General features: G+C 38.8%; 10 protein-coding genes and 1 tRNA gene. 3 read left to right on the forward strand and 8 right to left on the reverse strand.

What is annotated here, in order from left to right; translation table 11 throughout:
- Positions 1 to 30 precede the first annotated feature (30 nt).
- Both Q0954_RS08030 and Q0954_RS08035 read right to left on the reverse strand, forming a co-directional pair.
- Positions 31 to 2,163: a 7TM diverse intracellular signaling domain-containing protein gene (locus Q0954_RS08030; protein WP_299455705.1), complete on the reverse strand. Its 2,133-nt coding sequence runs from the start codon at positions 2,161 to 2,163 to the stop codon at positions 31 to 33.
- An 844-nt stretch (positions 2,164 to 3,007) separates the two neighbouring features.
- On the reverse strand, positions 3,008 to 5,308 hold the full coding sequence (locus tag Q0954_RS08035; protein WP_299455714.1) for a tetratricopeptide repeat protein: 2,301 nt from the start codon (positions 5,306 to 5,308) through the stop codon (positions 3,008 to 3,010).
- Positions 5,309 to 5,697: 389 nt separating this feature from the next.
- Here Q0954_RS08035 and Q0954_RS08040 point away from each other — a divergent pair, with 389 nt between their 5' ends.
- On the forward strand, positions 5,698 to 7,278 hold the full coding sequence (locus Q0954_RS08040; protein WP_299455706.1) for a bifunctional metallophosphatase/5'-nucleotidase: 1,581 nt from the start codon (positions 5,698 to 5,700) through the stop codon (positions 7,276 to 7,278).
- 61 nt (positions 7,279 to 7,339) lie between these two features.
- Here the strand turns inward: Q0954_RS08040 and Q0954_RS08045 are convergent, their stop codons facing one another.
- Positions 7,340 to 8,035 (reverse strand): arylesterase, encoded by a 696-nt coding sequence (locus Q0954_RS08045; protein ID WP_299455707.1) that lies wholly within the window; start codon positions 8,033 to 8,035, stop codon positions 7,340 to 7,342.
- A 259-nt stretch (positions 8,036 to 8,294) separates the two neighbouring features.
- Here Q0954_RS08045 and Q0954_RS08050 point away from each other — a divergent pair.
- Positions 8,295 to 8,367, forward strand: a tRNA-Met gene (locus Q0954_RS08050).
- Between the two features lie 85 nt (positions 8,368 to 8,452).
- Here Q0954_RS08050 and Q0954_RS08055 read toward each other — a convergent pair.
- The 3 genes from Q0954_RS08055 to Q0954_RS08065 are packed head-to-tail and all read right to left on the reverse strand — an operon-like array spanning position 8,453 to position 12,058.
- A complete protein-coding gene (locus tag Q0954_RS08055; protein ID WP_299455708.1) occupies positions 8,453 to 10,303 on the reverse strand; it encodes a DUF4153 domain-containing protein in 1,851 nt (616 codons plus the stop codon).
- A gap of 41 nt (positions 10,304 to 10,344) precedes the next feature.
- Entirely contained in the window at positions 10,345 to 11,457 is a 1,113-nt protein-coding gene (locus Q0954_RS08060) for a YihY/virulence factor BrkB family protein (protein ID WP_299455709.1), read from the reverse strand.
- A gap of 22 nt (positions 11,458 to 11,479) precedes the next feature.
- On the reverse strand, positions 11,480 to 12,058 hold the full coding sequence (locus Q0954_RS08065) for an NUDIX hydrolase (protein ID WP_299455710.1): 579 nt from the start codon (positions 12,056 to 12,058) through the stop codon (positions 11,480 to 11,482).
- Between the two features lie 154 nt (positions 12,059 to 12,212).
- Between Q0954_RS08065 and Q0954_RS08070 the strand changes: the two genes are divergently transcribed.
- A complete protein-coding gene (locus Q0954_RS08070) occupies positions 12,213 to 12,800 on the forward strand; it encodes a ribonuclease HII (protein ID WP_299455711.1) in 588 nt (195 codons plus the stop codon).
- Positions 12,801 to 12,964: 164 nt separating this feature from the next.
- On the opposite strand, the gene Q0954_RS08075 is transcribed toward Q0954_RS08070, so the two are convergent.
- Both Q0954_RS08075 and Q0954_RS08080 read right to left on the reverse strand, forming a co-directional pair.
- Positions 12,965 to 13,705: a leucine-rich repeat domain-containing protein gene (locus tag Q0954_RS08075; RefSeq protein ID WP_299455712.1), complete on the reverse strand. Its 741-nt coding sequence runs from the start codon at positions 13,703 to 13,705 to the stop codon at positions 12,965 to 12,967.
- A 17-nt stretch (positions 13,706 to 13,722) separates the two neighbouring features.
- Complete coding sequence (locus Q0954_RS08080; protein WP_299455713.1) at positions 13,723 to 14,439, reverse strand: class I SAM-dependent methyltransferase; 717 nt, start codon at positions 14,437 to 14,439, stop codon at positions 13,723 to 13,725.
- Between the last annotated feature and the right edge of the window lie 390 nt (positions 14,440 to 14,829).

Raw genomic sequence — 14,829 nt, forward strand, 5'->3', positions numbered from 1 at the left:
ACGTTTTTACGGCTTTTTATATCGTCCTGATTACACCCTTACTCCCACTACCAAAATATCGTCTATTTGCCTGTAAGGAGCTTTACCATCGGTTCCTCCTTTCATCCACTGAGTAAGTGCTTTTTCAACAGATTGCTTTTGTTGCTCTATTGGTTGTTCCGAAATACTCAGCAACAATTCTCTGAGCTTTGCCCGCATAAACTTTTTACCTTTGGGCCCTCCAAACTGGTCTTGAAAACCATCTGAATACATGTAGAATGTAGTAGGCAATGATATGTCAAAGGTGTGGGTAGTATAAGGCATTACCTCATGGTTTCTTTTGCGATAACTATTGATGCTAAACAGATCGCCGGGTATTAGTTGAATTTCTTTATTTTGTATCAATACAAGTGGCGACTTGGCACCAGCAAAATGTAAGTGTTTATGCTGCTCATCAATGACACATACAGCGATGTCCATGCCATCGTGTACCGATGTATTTTGGCTTTTGAGCAACTTGGGCAATACCTCTCCCAATGCACTCAATATTTGATGAGGTTCATGAATTTGCTCATGCACAATGATATTGGTAAGCGCTTGTGAGCCTAACATAGTCATGAGTGCTCCGGGTACCCCATGCCCAGTACAATCGGCTACAATGACAAATTTTTTATGTTGCCAAGCTTCAAACCAGTAAAAGTCGCCAGAAACTACATCACGGGGTCTATAAAAGACAAAGTGTTGGGGCAACAACTGGTGCATGCGTTCTTCCAGGGGTAAAATGGCTTTTTGTATGCGCTGGGCATAATTGATGCTTGCTTGTATTTGTTGGTGCTGCTCTTCTATTTCTTCCTTTTGCAGTTGCACAGTATGCAGGGTTGCGTCTAGTTCTTCGTTGATTTGTCGCAACTCTACATTGCTTTCGCTCAACTCGTGGGTTCTTTCCATTACTTTTACTTCCAACTCTTCGGTGGCTCGTTTTTGCACTTCCAGTGCTTGTTGGGTAGCAGCTTCTTTTTCTTTGCGTAAAATACGGTAACGATCGGCAAGCGCCAATGAAAGCAATACAATCTCTATGGCTGAACCTACTTCTACGGCATGGGTGGTGATTAAGTTAATAGGCAATACTCCAGCATTACGTAAGGTAATAGAAGTAGCGGCGACTAAAAAAATCCCCCAGGCAAACACATAATAACGTGCCGACTCATTGCCTCGTCTCCAGGCCACCATACCTACTACCAACAACAAAGGTGAGTGCAAAGACAATAGATCGTTAGTAGCAGCTGAGTAAAGTTCGGTACCTGTGAGTAACATTGCTAAGAGCGCTAACCCCATATCTATTTTAAAAACCTTATAAAGTAGTGTGCTATACTTTGGTACTTCTAAAAAGTAAATAGTAAACAAAGAGGTTGTAATTACAATAAGACCCATGGTGAGTCGGGCTGAGTAGAGGTTGATGATGGGAATATTGGGGTGTACATAACGAAATAAGTAGCCTGTAGAGCTAGAGAAAATGATGAGCATACACAAAATATACAGTACATAGTACACATAAGTTTTGTCACGCAGGGTTACAAAAACAAACAAGTTATAAAGCAACATTACCAGTAATATTCCAAAATAAATCCCATAATAGAGGTTCTCCTTTTGTAATCGCTGACTTAATGTATCTTTACGCAAAAGCTCTAGGGGGAAAGTTAAAGGGTCGTAGCCTTTGAGACGAAAGTACACAGTACAGGTTTGCCCACCAGACAAATCTAAAGGAAACACAAAGCCGTTGTGCTCATAATTACCCCTAGAGGTAAAAGGATAAAGCCACCCAGTTTGTACATGGTGCCAAGTATCAGCTGTTTTTTTTATCCAAAAATCTAAATAATTGTGGTAAGCAATGGAGCTAAACAAACGCCAGTCGTTGTAGTTTGTCTCGTTGTGAAGCTTCAGACGAACCCAATAAGTAGAGGAGGTATAACCAAAGTTGAGAGAGTTGGACTGATTGGGGGTAAAGTGTTTTTTTTGTACTTCTGCCAAGTTCAAAGCACCTGTTTTATCTTCATAATAAAATGCTGCGCTTGCAGGCAAGTAGGTTGTGGTGCCTGACTTTATTGTGAAAACAGGTTGTGCTTGTATATTTAATGATAGACATACAGAAAAAGCTGTAATGAGATACATTATGCTTACTCTCATATAAATTGGTACGGGGTTTTGGGTAAAAACTTTGAAAAATACTGGGTAAGAATACTACAGACAGGTGAGGGCTTTACAAACGTTTGAGCAATAATCTTTCCTTTTAGAAGGCTTGCAACTTAAAAGATTTTGATAACAAACTCAAAATAAAGGTGTAAACCTAGTGCACTGGGCACCAGTTCAAAGTACTATCGATGGATGAGCTGCCTTATCAATACAGTATATTGATAGTGAAGTACCTAACTAAGTATTTGCTGTATTAAAAAACAAGGTTGACATTTCTTTGAACCACCCTACTATACCTTACTATTTTTTCGCCTCGGTTTGTGTCTCCACAAATCACCTCATCATAGCGTCTGAGAACAGTGTTTTTCAAGGTTTCGATCAGCTCGTGGAGACACGAGCTGAGGCGATGATGGTACTTTTGACAAAAGCTGGGTAGAGTAGAACCACCCTACCTTTGAATACGATATTATATTTGAAAAGACCAAAGATCAATGGGTTTATTTTCGGTGACGTTCACAAAATTGTGTTGATGATTTTTATACTAGGATTAAAGTGATTACCTGCGGTGAGCTCGTCACAGCAAGCTGCCCCGATGAGTCGGGATTTATAAATAGACTCGGTTTTAGGATTTACAGGATTGATTAATGTTGGTATTCAGACAATTAGTCAAAATCCATCCTCAAAACCATTTTTGTTTAAGTATAACTCATTGATTGTCAGCATTGAGTTTTTCAAAAAGCACAGTTCAATGAACGCTCTCTTATTTTCTAGATGTATGCTTACGAAAACTAAAGTGATAGCGGGATGTATAAAAACGGACAAGTGATAGATTAATATGCTACACCCTTACCCCTATCACCAAAATATCGTCTACTTGCTCATAGGGCAACATTCCATCCAATGCTTCCGTTTCCATCCAATCGTTTAGGGTAGTTTGCAATATTTGGCGTTGCTTTATCATTGGTTGGCTGGCTATACTGCCCAATAATTCACGAAAACGTTTTTTCATAAACTTTTTACCTTCTCTTCCTCCAAACTGGTCTTGAAAACCATCTGAATACAGGTAAAAAGTGGTAGGTGTAGAAATATCAAAGGTGTGCGCAATAAACTTGACCAGCGCATTTTCTCTTTGATACCCATTAATACTATGGATGCCTCCCTTGATCTCTTGGGCTTTGCCTTGTTGAATAACAATTAAAGGGCTGTTGGCACCCGCACAATGCATTTTTTTTGCCTGCCTGTCAATCACACTCACCACCACATCCATTCCGTCGTGCATAGCCGAGCCTTTGTTGTTGAGCAGGGTATGAAAGGTTTGATTTAAAGTATGTAATATTTGCTCAGGTGCATAAATCTTATTTTGGATAATAATGTTGTTCAATGCCTGAATGCCCAGCATGGTCATAAAAGCTCCTGGCACCCCATGCCCGGTACAGTCAGCCATTATAATAAACTGTTTGTTGTTAACCTCTTCAAACCAATAAAAATCACCCGAAACTATATCGCGGGGTTTAAAAAACACAAACGATTCGGGCAAGTATTCTTTTATTCTCTTTTCGAGCGGTAATACAGCTTTTTGAATTCTTTGGGCATACACAATGCTGTCTAATATGTCATCATTTTGTTTTTCTATAGTTTCCAGCATTTCCTGCAGGGTAACATTTACCCCGTCTACCTCATCTTTGGCGGCAAGCAGTGCAGTATTTACAGTATGTAATTCACTATTGGCTTTATTTAACTTTTGGTTGTTGCGCTGTTTTTGTCTGTAAAAAAACAATACACTTAAAAGTAAAATTGATACCAACCCTAACCCCAGGTAAGTGATTTGTTGGTTGGCGTGTTGGGCAGCTATGTGCGCAGCATACTCTTGTTGTTTTTGTTTTTGCAACAAGCGCAAAGAATCCTTTTCCTGTTCATACTCATAAAAGGCTTCAAAATCACTGAGTTTGATTTGTACACTTGTATTCATCACACTGTCAGTAGCTTGCAACCCTATTTCTTGATACTCTGAAGCTTTTTTATAGTTTCCTTCAGCTTTATATACCTTCGCCAATAATAAAGCACATTCTTTTAGGTACTCCCATCTGCTATTGGCTTTTGCCAAGGTTACTCCTTTTACAAGGTAATCAATAGTAGAAGCATATTGCTTTTGTTGATAGTACGCCTTGCCCAATAAGGCATAAATTGCTACTAGTAACTCGCTTTGTTGATGTGCTTTACTCAAAGTCAGTGCTTTATTTAAATGCTCAAGGGCGAGTGTATTTTTATTAAATGTGACATAGAGTTCTCCAAAGGCTTTATGAATTTCAGCTTCATAGGCTTTGTTTTGTTGTTTTTGAAAGTATTGCAAAGCTTTGCGGGTGTATTCTAAAGATTTAGTAAAATTTCCTTGCTTTCGGTAAGTATCACCCAGGTTGATATAGATATAAGCCACTCTTTTATCATTATTTTTTTGAAACAACTTCAAAGATTGTTTGTAATACTTCAGGGCTTTGCGCTGATTGTTATCAGCAGTATATATATTTCCTATGTTGTTATAACCTACTGCCAATCCGCCTATATCACCTAAGCCTCGCTTAATTGCCACAGATTTTTGATAGTAATAAAATGCCAATGAATATTTGCCTTGGCTGTCATATATCATTCCTATGTTATTATAACTGTAGCTTTGCCCTGTTAGATCATCGAGTTCAATATTAATGTTCAATGATTTTTTGTGGTATGCCAAGGCTGCGGTATAATCTGAATGATACATCTGTACTATGCCCAAACCATTATAAGCGTCAGCTATTCCCCTTTTGTTGGCGATTTTTTGGGCAAAACCCAACGATTGTTTAAACAAGTCAAGGGCTGCTGCATAATGTCCATGTACCATCGTCACCCAGGCAAGAGAGTAGTAAGCCCGGCTTAACCCTTGGGTAAAGTGCAGTTTTTTGGCAAGTGGGATAGATAATGAGGTGTAATAGGCTACCTGGGCAGAATCGCTTCTTTGATAAAGGCCGGCAAGCTTGTTATAAATGTTTACTTTTTGGGTATCAGCTACATGGGTGTTTAACAATGCCTTAAGAGAATCGATTTTGGCTTGATTTTGCGCAATAAGCCAATTGACCTGCAACAAGAAAAGAGCTAAATATAACACCAAGTTTTTCATAACCTTCTATTTCACAACAGGCAACCAATCAACATTAAAAAATTTGAGAAGAGATAAAGTTCAATGGTTTGAATTATTTAGTAGGTATAATTACTTAGGTTAAATATAATACAATCCTTGTTAAAAACAGCAAAACCGCTGAAAAGACTGGGTTTAATAGCAATTTAAAGCATTTTTTTGCCACGATTTGTCCGTAAACCACTTTACTCCACCCAAAACATCAGGGCAGAACTAACTGGCTTTTGTTTGTGATAGTACTCAAAAAACGCAGTTATAGGCACTTTCCTCATAAGGGCTTATGCAGTAGTTTCAACATATCATAAGTTATTCAAAAACTTTTGTTATTATTAGCCTCTAAAACAGACAAAAGATACAATATGATTTCTTTAAAGCAATTTATCCGAACCAGCCACTCATTCAAGCTTGCTTTGTTATTATGGGCATGTATTGCTGGATGTTCGTCTCCACGCAAACCTGCTAAAACCGAGTTTATCATTCTGCAATTAAACGATGTGTATGAAATAGCCCCCATTCAAGGTGGCAAGTTTGGAGGGATGGCACGGGTAGCTACTGTGCGTCAGGAGTTACTCAAAGAAAACCCACATACTTTTACTACCCTTTCGGGAGATTTTCTGAACCCTTCGGTACTAGGTACCATCAAGTACAACGGAGCGCGTATTAAAGGAGCCCAAATGGTAGCTACGATGAATACCCTTGGAATAGACTATGTATGCTTTGGCAATCATGAGTTTGACCTCAGTGAAGAAGATTTGCTCAAGCGAATCAATGAATCTAAATTTGATTGGATCTCTACTAATCTTCAGTATAAAAAAGAAGGCAAAATTCAACCTTTTTTTAAGATGGTAAATAACCAACCACAAAACTTTGCCAAGTCGGTGGTATTGAAAATACCCAACGAAAACGGAGAAGATACACTCAAGGTGGGTTTATTGGGGCTGGCGCTTAAAATAGATAACAACATAGTGGCTTATGAAGATGTAAAAACAGCGGCCGAAAAAGAGCTTACAGCGCTGAAAGGTAACATTGATTTTGCCATATCAATGACTCACCTTGCCATTGCTGATGATAAGAAGTTGGCACAGGCCATTCCTCAGTTTCCTTTGATCATGGGGGGGCACGACCACACCAATATGAAACACCAGGTAGGTACTACGAGCATTACCAAGGCTGATGCCAACGCCAAAACAGTGTATATTCACCGCATTACTTATGACCACGTCACCAAAAAAGTAAGCGTTCGGTCAGAACTCAAAGAAATTAACGAAAGTATAAAAGAAGCTCCCAAAACTGCCGAAGTAGTACGCACTTGGCTACAACACGCTGAAACTGGCTTTAACACATTAGGTTTTGATGTAAAAGAAAAGTTAATGGTGGTAACAGGTGCTCCACTTGATGGCAGAGAAGACCACATCAGGGAAGAGCCTACCAATTTGGGCAAAGATATTTGCGCAGCCATGGTTGCTACACTTCCTAAGGCACAGGCAGGCATACTCAATAGTGGTTCGGTGCGACTAGATGACCAGCTGAGAGGCCAGGTCACTGTATATGATGTACTACGGGCATTGCCTTACGGTGGAGATATTTATGAAGTTCAGCTTAAAGGCAAACTTTTAAGTAAAATTTTAACTACTGGAAAAAACAATAAAGGAAGTGGGGGGTATTTGCAAACTACTGGTATAAACTATGATGAAACTACCCAACAATGGACAATAGGCAAAGCAGCTATAGAACCTGAAAAAATATACACTGTGGCTATGTCAAACTATTTATTGACGGGCAAAGAAAGTAATTTTGATTACTTGACGCCTAAAAACCCTGACATTGTTTCGGCCACTGAAGATAACAAAAACCCTCTCCGGGCTGATATTCGCAAGGCACTGATTGAATATTGGAAAAAGAAAGGGAAAGACAGTCTACAAGAAGGCAAACAGAAGTAAATGAAGCCAACTTATGGGTTGATCAATCCCCCCCTGAATGAGTGCTCATTCAGGGGGATTATTACAATACCTTTTGTAAATATTTCCAAATTTTATTTGCTATCACCTCGTGTCCTTCGGCAGTAGGGTGGGTCCCATCCGATTGGTTGAGTTCGGGCTTACCAGCAATGCCATCCAAGATGAAGGGTACAGTCACTACTTTTCTATTGTCTTCTTCAAGGTCGTCAAAGGCTTTTGTAAACCCTGCTGTATAGTCTAAACCCAGGTTGGGAGGGGCTTCCATTCTTACCAATAGAACTTTAATTTTTTTATAACGTTTACGCGCAATGTCAATGATCTGCTGAAGGTTTTCTTTTACTACTTGTGGGCTTACCCCCCTCAAACCATCGTTGCCGCCCAATTCAATGACTAAAATGTCTACTTTTTGTTTTAGCAAAAAGTTAATTCGTTCTCGTCCACCTGTAGTCGTTTCGCCACTTACCCCCGCATTTACTACCCTATAGTTGTGGTTACCTGCATCCAGTTTTTTCTGGATCAAGGCAGGATAAGCCGATTCTTCGGGGTTGTCTAAACCAAAACCAGCCGCCAGGCTATTGCCCAAAAACAAAATAGTTTTACGATTTTTTTTGCGTTCTATCTTTTGAATAGAGTCTTGTCGTGCTAAAGAGTCTTGTCGCTGTTGCTCGCGTTTTGCGGCTCCATTACAACTCCATAGAGTTAAAGTAATCCACAGGAAAATATACGAAAATTGGTGCATATATATTGTTAATTGGTATGATCAAACCCTTTGCCTCTACAATAAAGCTAAAGAGTTGCAGATTTTCATTCATTGCTTTACTCAAGAAAACAAAATATGGTAAAAAAACCTCAACATCAGTGCATTATTTCACCAGTTGACTACAAATATTTTCATACGATGAAGTGGTTTTTATTCATTTCCCCCCTAAAAAGTCCTTTTTTTATTTTAAAATTTTGGATTTTAATAAAAATATCCTACCTTTGTCATCCAATTACATCGCGGGGTAGAGCAGTTGGTAGCTCGTCGGGCTCATAACCCGGAGGTCATAGGTTCGAGTCCTGTCCCCGCTACTAAATATTACCTGTAAATTCTTATAATTTACAGGTTTTTTTTATGCCCTGTTTTGTATGCACCAACCAACCACTAATTCGGCCTCTAAAACCCCTCTGGTTTACTAAAATACAATAATAACTCTCCACTCATACTTCGCATTTTATTCTCACTGTCTTGACGGCGGGCAATGTTCACTTGGGTAATTTGTAATTTTGCTTTATAGCTTTTTCCAGCCTCTATTAACACCATTTCGTTATGAGGCAAAGGTTTAGAGACGTTACTGAATTTTCTGACCAGTTTTTCCAACATAGGGTCGAGCAGGAAGTTAACTAGTGTGTCTTTTTTTTCGTGCAACAATATCCGGTTCTTCTTCCAATCAACATACAATTCAATCTCTTTGTCTCCCAACAAGTATACTCGTTGCTTATTTACTTTAAAGCTATTGGCTTTTTGTTTAAATTTAATAATATAATTGTACCCTTTAATATTACGTACAGGTTCATCAAAACGGCTTTGAAAGTTAAATTGCTTGGTATTGACAGAAATTAAGTCAGTGACATAGTCGCCTGTTACGTTTTCGCCCATGAGGGCATACAACTTAATAATCTTACGGTGCTCAGAGTCTGACGGGCTTAACAAAGAGTCGAGGTGTGGTCTGATAAAAGGTTGCAAACGGGCAAGGCGTTTTCTTTGGGCAAAAAACTGAAGGATAGAGTGCAGGTTTTTGTGATCACTCAATGACAAAGGCTTTGCCTGTGCATTCGGAGTTATTTTACCCTCTTTAAGCAATTGGCTCTTCAACATAATTTTTTTGAACCTGCTTGCCTGGCTTCGGTCTGCTGTCATAAACACTCCCCAAGGACCAAAAGCACTTAATAAACACACAAAGCTTAGAGAAATAGTAATTACTTTAATGTTTTTTGCTTTGCTGATCAACAAGTATAAATTAATACCTGCCAACCATACTGCCAGCACCAGGGCAAAATAACGTAACTCGGTAAGGCCATAGTCTTGAATACGCTTGCCTAAACCCCAAAACAACAAAGCCAATAAAGGAAACAGACTTAAAGAAAAGTTGCGGCTGTATGCCTGAAGAGTTCGTCCTTCTTTTTGTTGGCGAATAGGGTAAATAATCAGGAAGGTCGCCATGCCTATGACCGAAAACACCAGCACCAAGTATGTCACTAAGCCCTTGGGCAGGGTCCAACTCACCAAAATAGAAGCACCATACACATACAAAATAGAAAGGTATATTACAATGAGTGGTAACAGTACAAACTGCACACAGAAACGTAATACACGGGGGTACGTTTCTTCTTTTTCAAGCGCCTGGATTTCATCGGGAATACCAGCTAAAAATATAAGCGTATTGAATATACCAAAAATGGCAATAAACAATTGTAGGTATAACTTGGCTGAAATGGTTAGCCCAAACAAATACCCCATAGCAAACAAGGCCAGCGATATGCCGCCAAAAAGCATGGCCGAGTATAAGCCTGACAACATGATGCGTACAGTAAGCAACAAGTTGAAATGCCAAAAAGCATTTACCTCATAGGTTTTGGTAAAAGGAATGTAAGACACCAGCAATAAACCCGTCATAAAAAACAGGATAAAACGTATATAGTTTTTATGGGCTAACTCTTTGGGTAACAGCAGGTAATAGGTAATAATAATGATAAAAGCAATAATTTCAATCACCAACTTACGTGACGGAGGGATATGGTGACGCTCTGCGTATATATCGGCTATAAAAAATATAAGCACCCCTAACAAACTTGCCATCAAAGATTGTCCATTGTCGCTTAGATAGCTCCAAACATCTGTTTGTTGTTCTATGATGACCAACAAAATGACGGTGCCCATAGTAGCAGCAAGCATAGCAAAGGGATAACGTGATGAGGTGTTTCCTGCCTGAGTGAATAAATCTCTAAATGATGGCCATTTGATCATAAATATGGGGATTGGTTTTACTAACCACGTATAATAAAGGCTTAGTGGTCGTTGTTTTTAGTATCTTCTGAACTTTGCTGATCTTTGGTTTGCTGCTTTAGCTTTTCGTCGGTTTCTGTCAACAGATCGTCTAACATAGTAAACTTGTCTTCGACTTCTTCTTCCAAGGCTTTTTGTGCTTGTACCATGCTCACGTTGATCTCAAACCCTAACAAAAACACCCAAGCAATTAAATATAACCAAAACATAAGGGCAATCAGGGTTCCTATAGAGCCATATAGTTTGTTATAGTTGGCAAAATTGCTCAAGTAAAATGAGAATCCGGTAGTGCTCAACATTGCCAAAATAGAAGCTGAAATGGCTCCTAATGAGAAAAACCTCCATTCTTTTTTTCTGGCAGGAGCCAGGTTATAAATCAAAGCAATGCCCAGTAAAAATGCACTAAATAAGACAAACACCTTTAAACCTGTTAGCAGGTAATACCCTAGTACCTGGTCTTTGTGTAACATTGCCCAATTAGTCCATTCATAGAGGTATTCGAGCACAAACTCTACAGCAAACTCAGTTACCACCAATACAATGACTACTATCACTAAGATAAAAGCAAACAAAATGGCTAATCCGGCTGCTAATAATCGTTTACGCAAAAAATTACGCTTTTCGGCAAACTTGTAGTTACGATTAAAGGTATCCATCATCTCTATTACCCCATTGGTGGCAGTATACAAAGCCAGCAATACCCCAAATGAAAGTAGGTTGGTACGGGGTTGAGTTAATATATTGACAATAGTATCGTGGGTGTATTTGTAGATTTCTCCTGGCATAAATTCGAGCAGCAGGGCATCTATCTGTTGCTTCATGTCAATATCTTGCCCAGTAGTTACTATATCAGGAATATAGGTAACAATGTATGGAACAAAAAAAGGAATCAGGGTAAATAAAAATATAATTGCCGGAAAAAGCGATAAAGTAAAACTAAAGGCAATTGCCCTGGCTTGTTGATGAAGTGGCTTATCGTTGATATTAAGCCAAAGTGTTTTGATAATACGATACCAAGATACCTGGTGGTGTTTAGACTCTGAGCGCCTCAAACGTTTGACAGTTTTTTGGTACAGTTTAGAGTTGGTAATCGATTTGATAATTTTGGCTTTCATAACAATCTTAACGGTTTCCTTATCAAATTTTTCGCAATCGGGCTACTTTAAGTAAACCTACCATGCTAATTGAGTCGGTAATCTCATTGTTCATTACCATTTCAACGGCTTCACTAATATGTACTTTTTTAATTCTAAGATCCTCTGTTTCGTCAAACTCTGTTTCGCCAGGTACTAGTTCTTCGGCTATATACACCACTCCTTCTTCGTCGGTTACCGAGTTAGAGGTATGCACTGTGGCAATTTCTGTCCACTGATTGGCAGTAAAGCCTGTTTCTTCTTTAAGCTCACGTTTTGCCGATTCAAGTACGTCATCTTCAAGACTACCTCCCCCCATAGGTATCTCCCATGAGTAAATGTCTAAAGGATAACGATATTGCCCCACTAAATAAGTATACCCTTCGCTATCAATAGGTATAATGCCAATGGCTTTATTTTTAAAATGTACTGTACCATAAATTCCCGGTTTGCCCGATGCATTAACTACCATGTCTTGTGCCACGGAGATCCAGGGATTGTCGTACATTTGTTGTTTATAAACTGTGTTCCAAGGGTTTGCAACTTTCTCTTTGGCGTTATTATTATCTGATGAGCTATTCATTATATATCATTTTTGGTTTACAAGGAAACAATCGTGTGCCATACTGTCTACTCACTTCTACACTCCAATTTAAGCAAGGTTACAATAATAACCAATTCGTTGTAAAATAATGACTAACTTTGAGGTTTGTATCCCAAACTATTAAGACAAAGGTATGTTACAATCGTCTTTTTCTAATAAATATATAGAAGCTGGAGTAGATGAAGTTGGCAGAGGCTGTTTGGCTGGACCAGTAGTGGCAGCAGCCGTCATATTGCCTCCCAACTATAAGAATGAGTTGTTGATGGACTCGAAGAAGTTGAATAAAAAAACCCGTGAAAAACTTCGTAAAACTATTGAAGAAGATGCTATTAGCTGGGCTGTAGCAGAAGCTTCGCATACCGAAATTGATGAAATTAATATATTAAATGCCAGCTTTTTGGCCATGCACCGTGCTATAGAACAACTAGAGCCTGAGCCCGAACTTTTACTGATTGATGGTAACCGTTTCAATCCTTATAAGTTTGTTGCCTACCAATGTATAGTAAAAGGTGACAATAAGTTTTTGTCGATAGCTGCAGCATCGATACTGGCAAAAACCTACCGCGATGATTTGATGGGAAAACTTGCAGCGGAGCACCCAGAGTATGACTGGGAAAACAATGTGGGCTACCCTACCAAAAAACACCGGGCGGCTATAGAACAGTACGGGGCTACTCATTGGCATCGCATGAGTTTTAAGTTGATTAAGGCTAAAGACTAAGGAATTGTTCAAAAATAAATTTACACTCTGAGGGGTGATTTTTCGCCTTAATACTTCGTTATTTTTATTGCCCGTAGCGCTGCTATGGGCGCAAAAAATAGCCTCGTCTCAAAACAAAACCTCTACCTCAAGAATGGTAATTTAATTTCTCACCATTCCTAAGGTTATTCTACCTCATCGTCATCTTCGTTTTTATTCAACACTTGTTCCCAAAAAGTGATTGCTTGTTTTTGATGTATTCCCCCTTGATGTGGCTCTTGAATATAAGATTCAGGAGGGGCAGGCAATGCCTCTAAACAGGCATTAGAACATATATTTGCCAGTAAAGGCAATATATCGGTAGCTACTGATAAAGAAATCCAGACCTGACGGTATTCATTATTTTTTACCTGTTTATTACATACACTACAAGTAGGTGCATAATCGAAATACTCTACTTGGTTAAAAGCCTTGGTAAGGTCAGGAAAATGGGGGCGATTTTTATAATTACCATATAACGCCCTTGTACTTACAGTACTATCTACCAAGTTTTTACAACGAGTAATTTCATAAGGAAACCAGTGTAAACCATAAGAAGTGTAAGGGGTAAACTCTTTGAGTGAGGTCATTTTGCCTATATGTGGAGGAATTCGCTCTAAACTACTCCCATACAAAAATAGGTGAGTCACTTGAGTAAGCTGTTCGATTTCATTGGGCAGAACCCTAATTTGTCGCCATAAATCACGTGGCATCATTCGCCCTGGCGCAAACTCTGTCCAGCCTTCTTCTGCTGCTTGATTTATCAAAGCAAGTAACTTTTCCCAAGCAGCACTACTTCGGTCCTGCCTATCGGGGCGTAAAAAGATTTCTTCATCTTTGCCATACTCTTCTAAATACTTAAACTCATAATCTAAAGGTTTTGTCATTGTTTTAATATTTGGTGTTAAAAATCTAATGACTTTATCTCCCACATACCCAGTGACTTGTCCTGGTATAGTTTTCCTTCTTCACTGCAGTTTTCTTTGATTAATTCAATAGGTTCTGGAAACAAAAAAGGCGCTTGTTGCAAATTCAAAGGTCGCCAGCTGCCACTAGGTACATTATAGTTCAACGAATAGTTGACATAAGTAGTAGTCAACAAGTATTTGCTATTACTTTTTTTGAGGTTGGCTATAGCCTGACGAATGTGGCCATAGGATAAATGAATAAAACAATCGCGGCAAAGCACTAAGTCTACTTTGGGTAAAGTATCTGTTGTAATGTCTAACACTCGAAACTCTATGCCTGCCTTTTGATATTGTTGTCTATTTTGCAAAATCAGTTGTGATACAATGTCTGCTCCAATGTATTGTAACTCTGACAAGGTCACATGCTGCATCCAGTGAAAATCGCCACAAGGTAGGTCTAACATAGAAGAAATTGCATATTTTTTTAGTAGGTGACTTAAGTCACCAATCAAAGTTTGAGTTTGTGCGAGTTCAGAACCCCGCCCCGACAACGTTTGTTGGCTTTGCCAATGGTTGGTTTGAAAGATTTGGGTAAACTTGTCTTGTAAACTGGCTTCTGGCAACGCATTGTCGGGTATAGCATAGCGCCACTTGCGGTAATGGTGTTGCCAATATGTGGGAATAATATGCTTAAGTAGTTGTCTTATTGCCATAGATAAGGGTAAATATAAGAGTTTGCAGGATATGTAAATATGCCTTTTAATTTTTTTTGAGTATCTTGCCAACAGTAACTTTAGATTAAATGTAGCCTTCGGGGTGTGTTTTCAGAGACCACACTTCGGGGCTATTTTTTTGTCTTGGTCTTTTTCAAATAACGAAATACCGAAACCATTACGAAATAACGTAGAAAAATCCTTATTTTTAGCCTCTCTCATTTTTATGAAATTGAAAAAAATAAAATTTTATATCATTGACTACCAATTACTTACAAAATAGTTTTTGAACCAAAACACTTTTGGTCTTTGATTTGAATATATATTAACCAAAGATATTTAATAAGCTTTGTGGTTAGGAAAGAAAAACGAGATTCTGCTAGGGTCTCG

Source organism: uncultured Microscilla sp., from assembly GCF_947493425.1.
Taxonomy (GTDB): Bacteria; Bacteroidota; Bacteroidia; order Cytophagales; family Microscillaceae; genus Microscilla.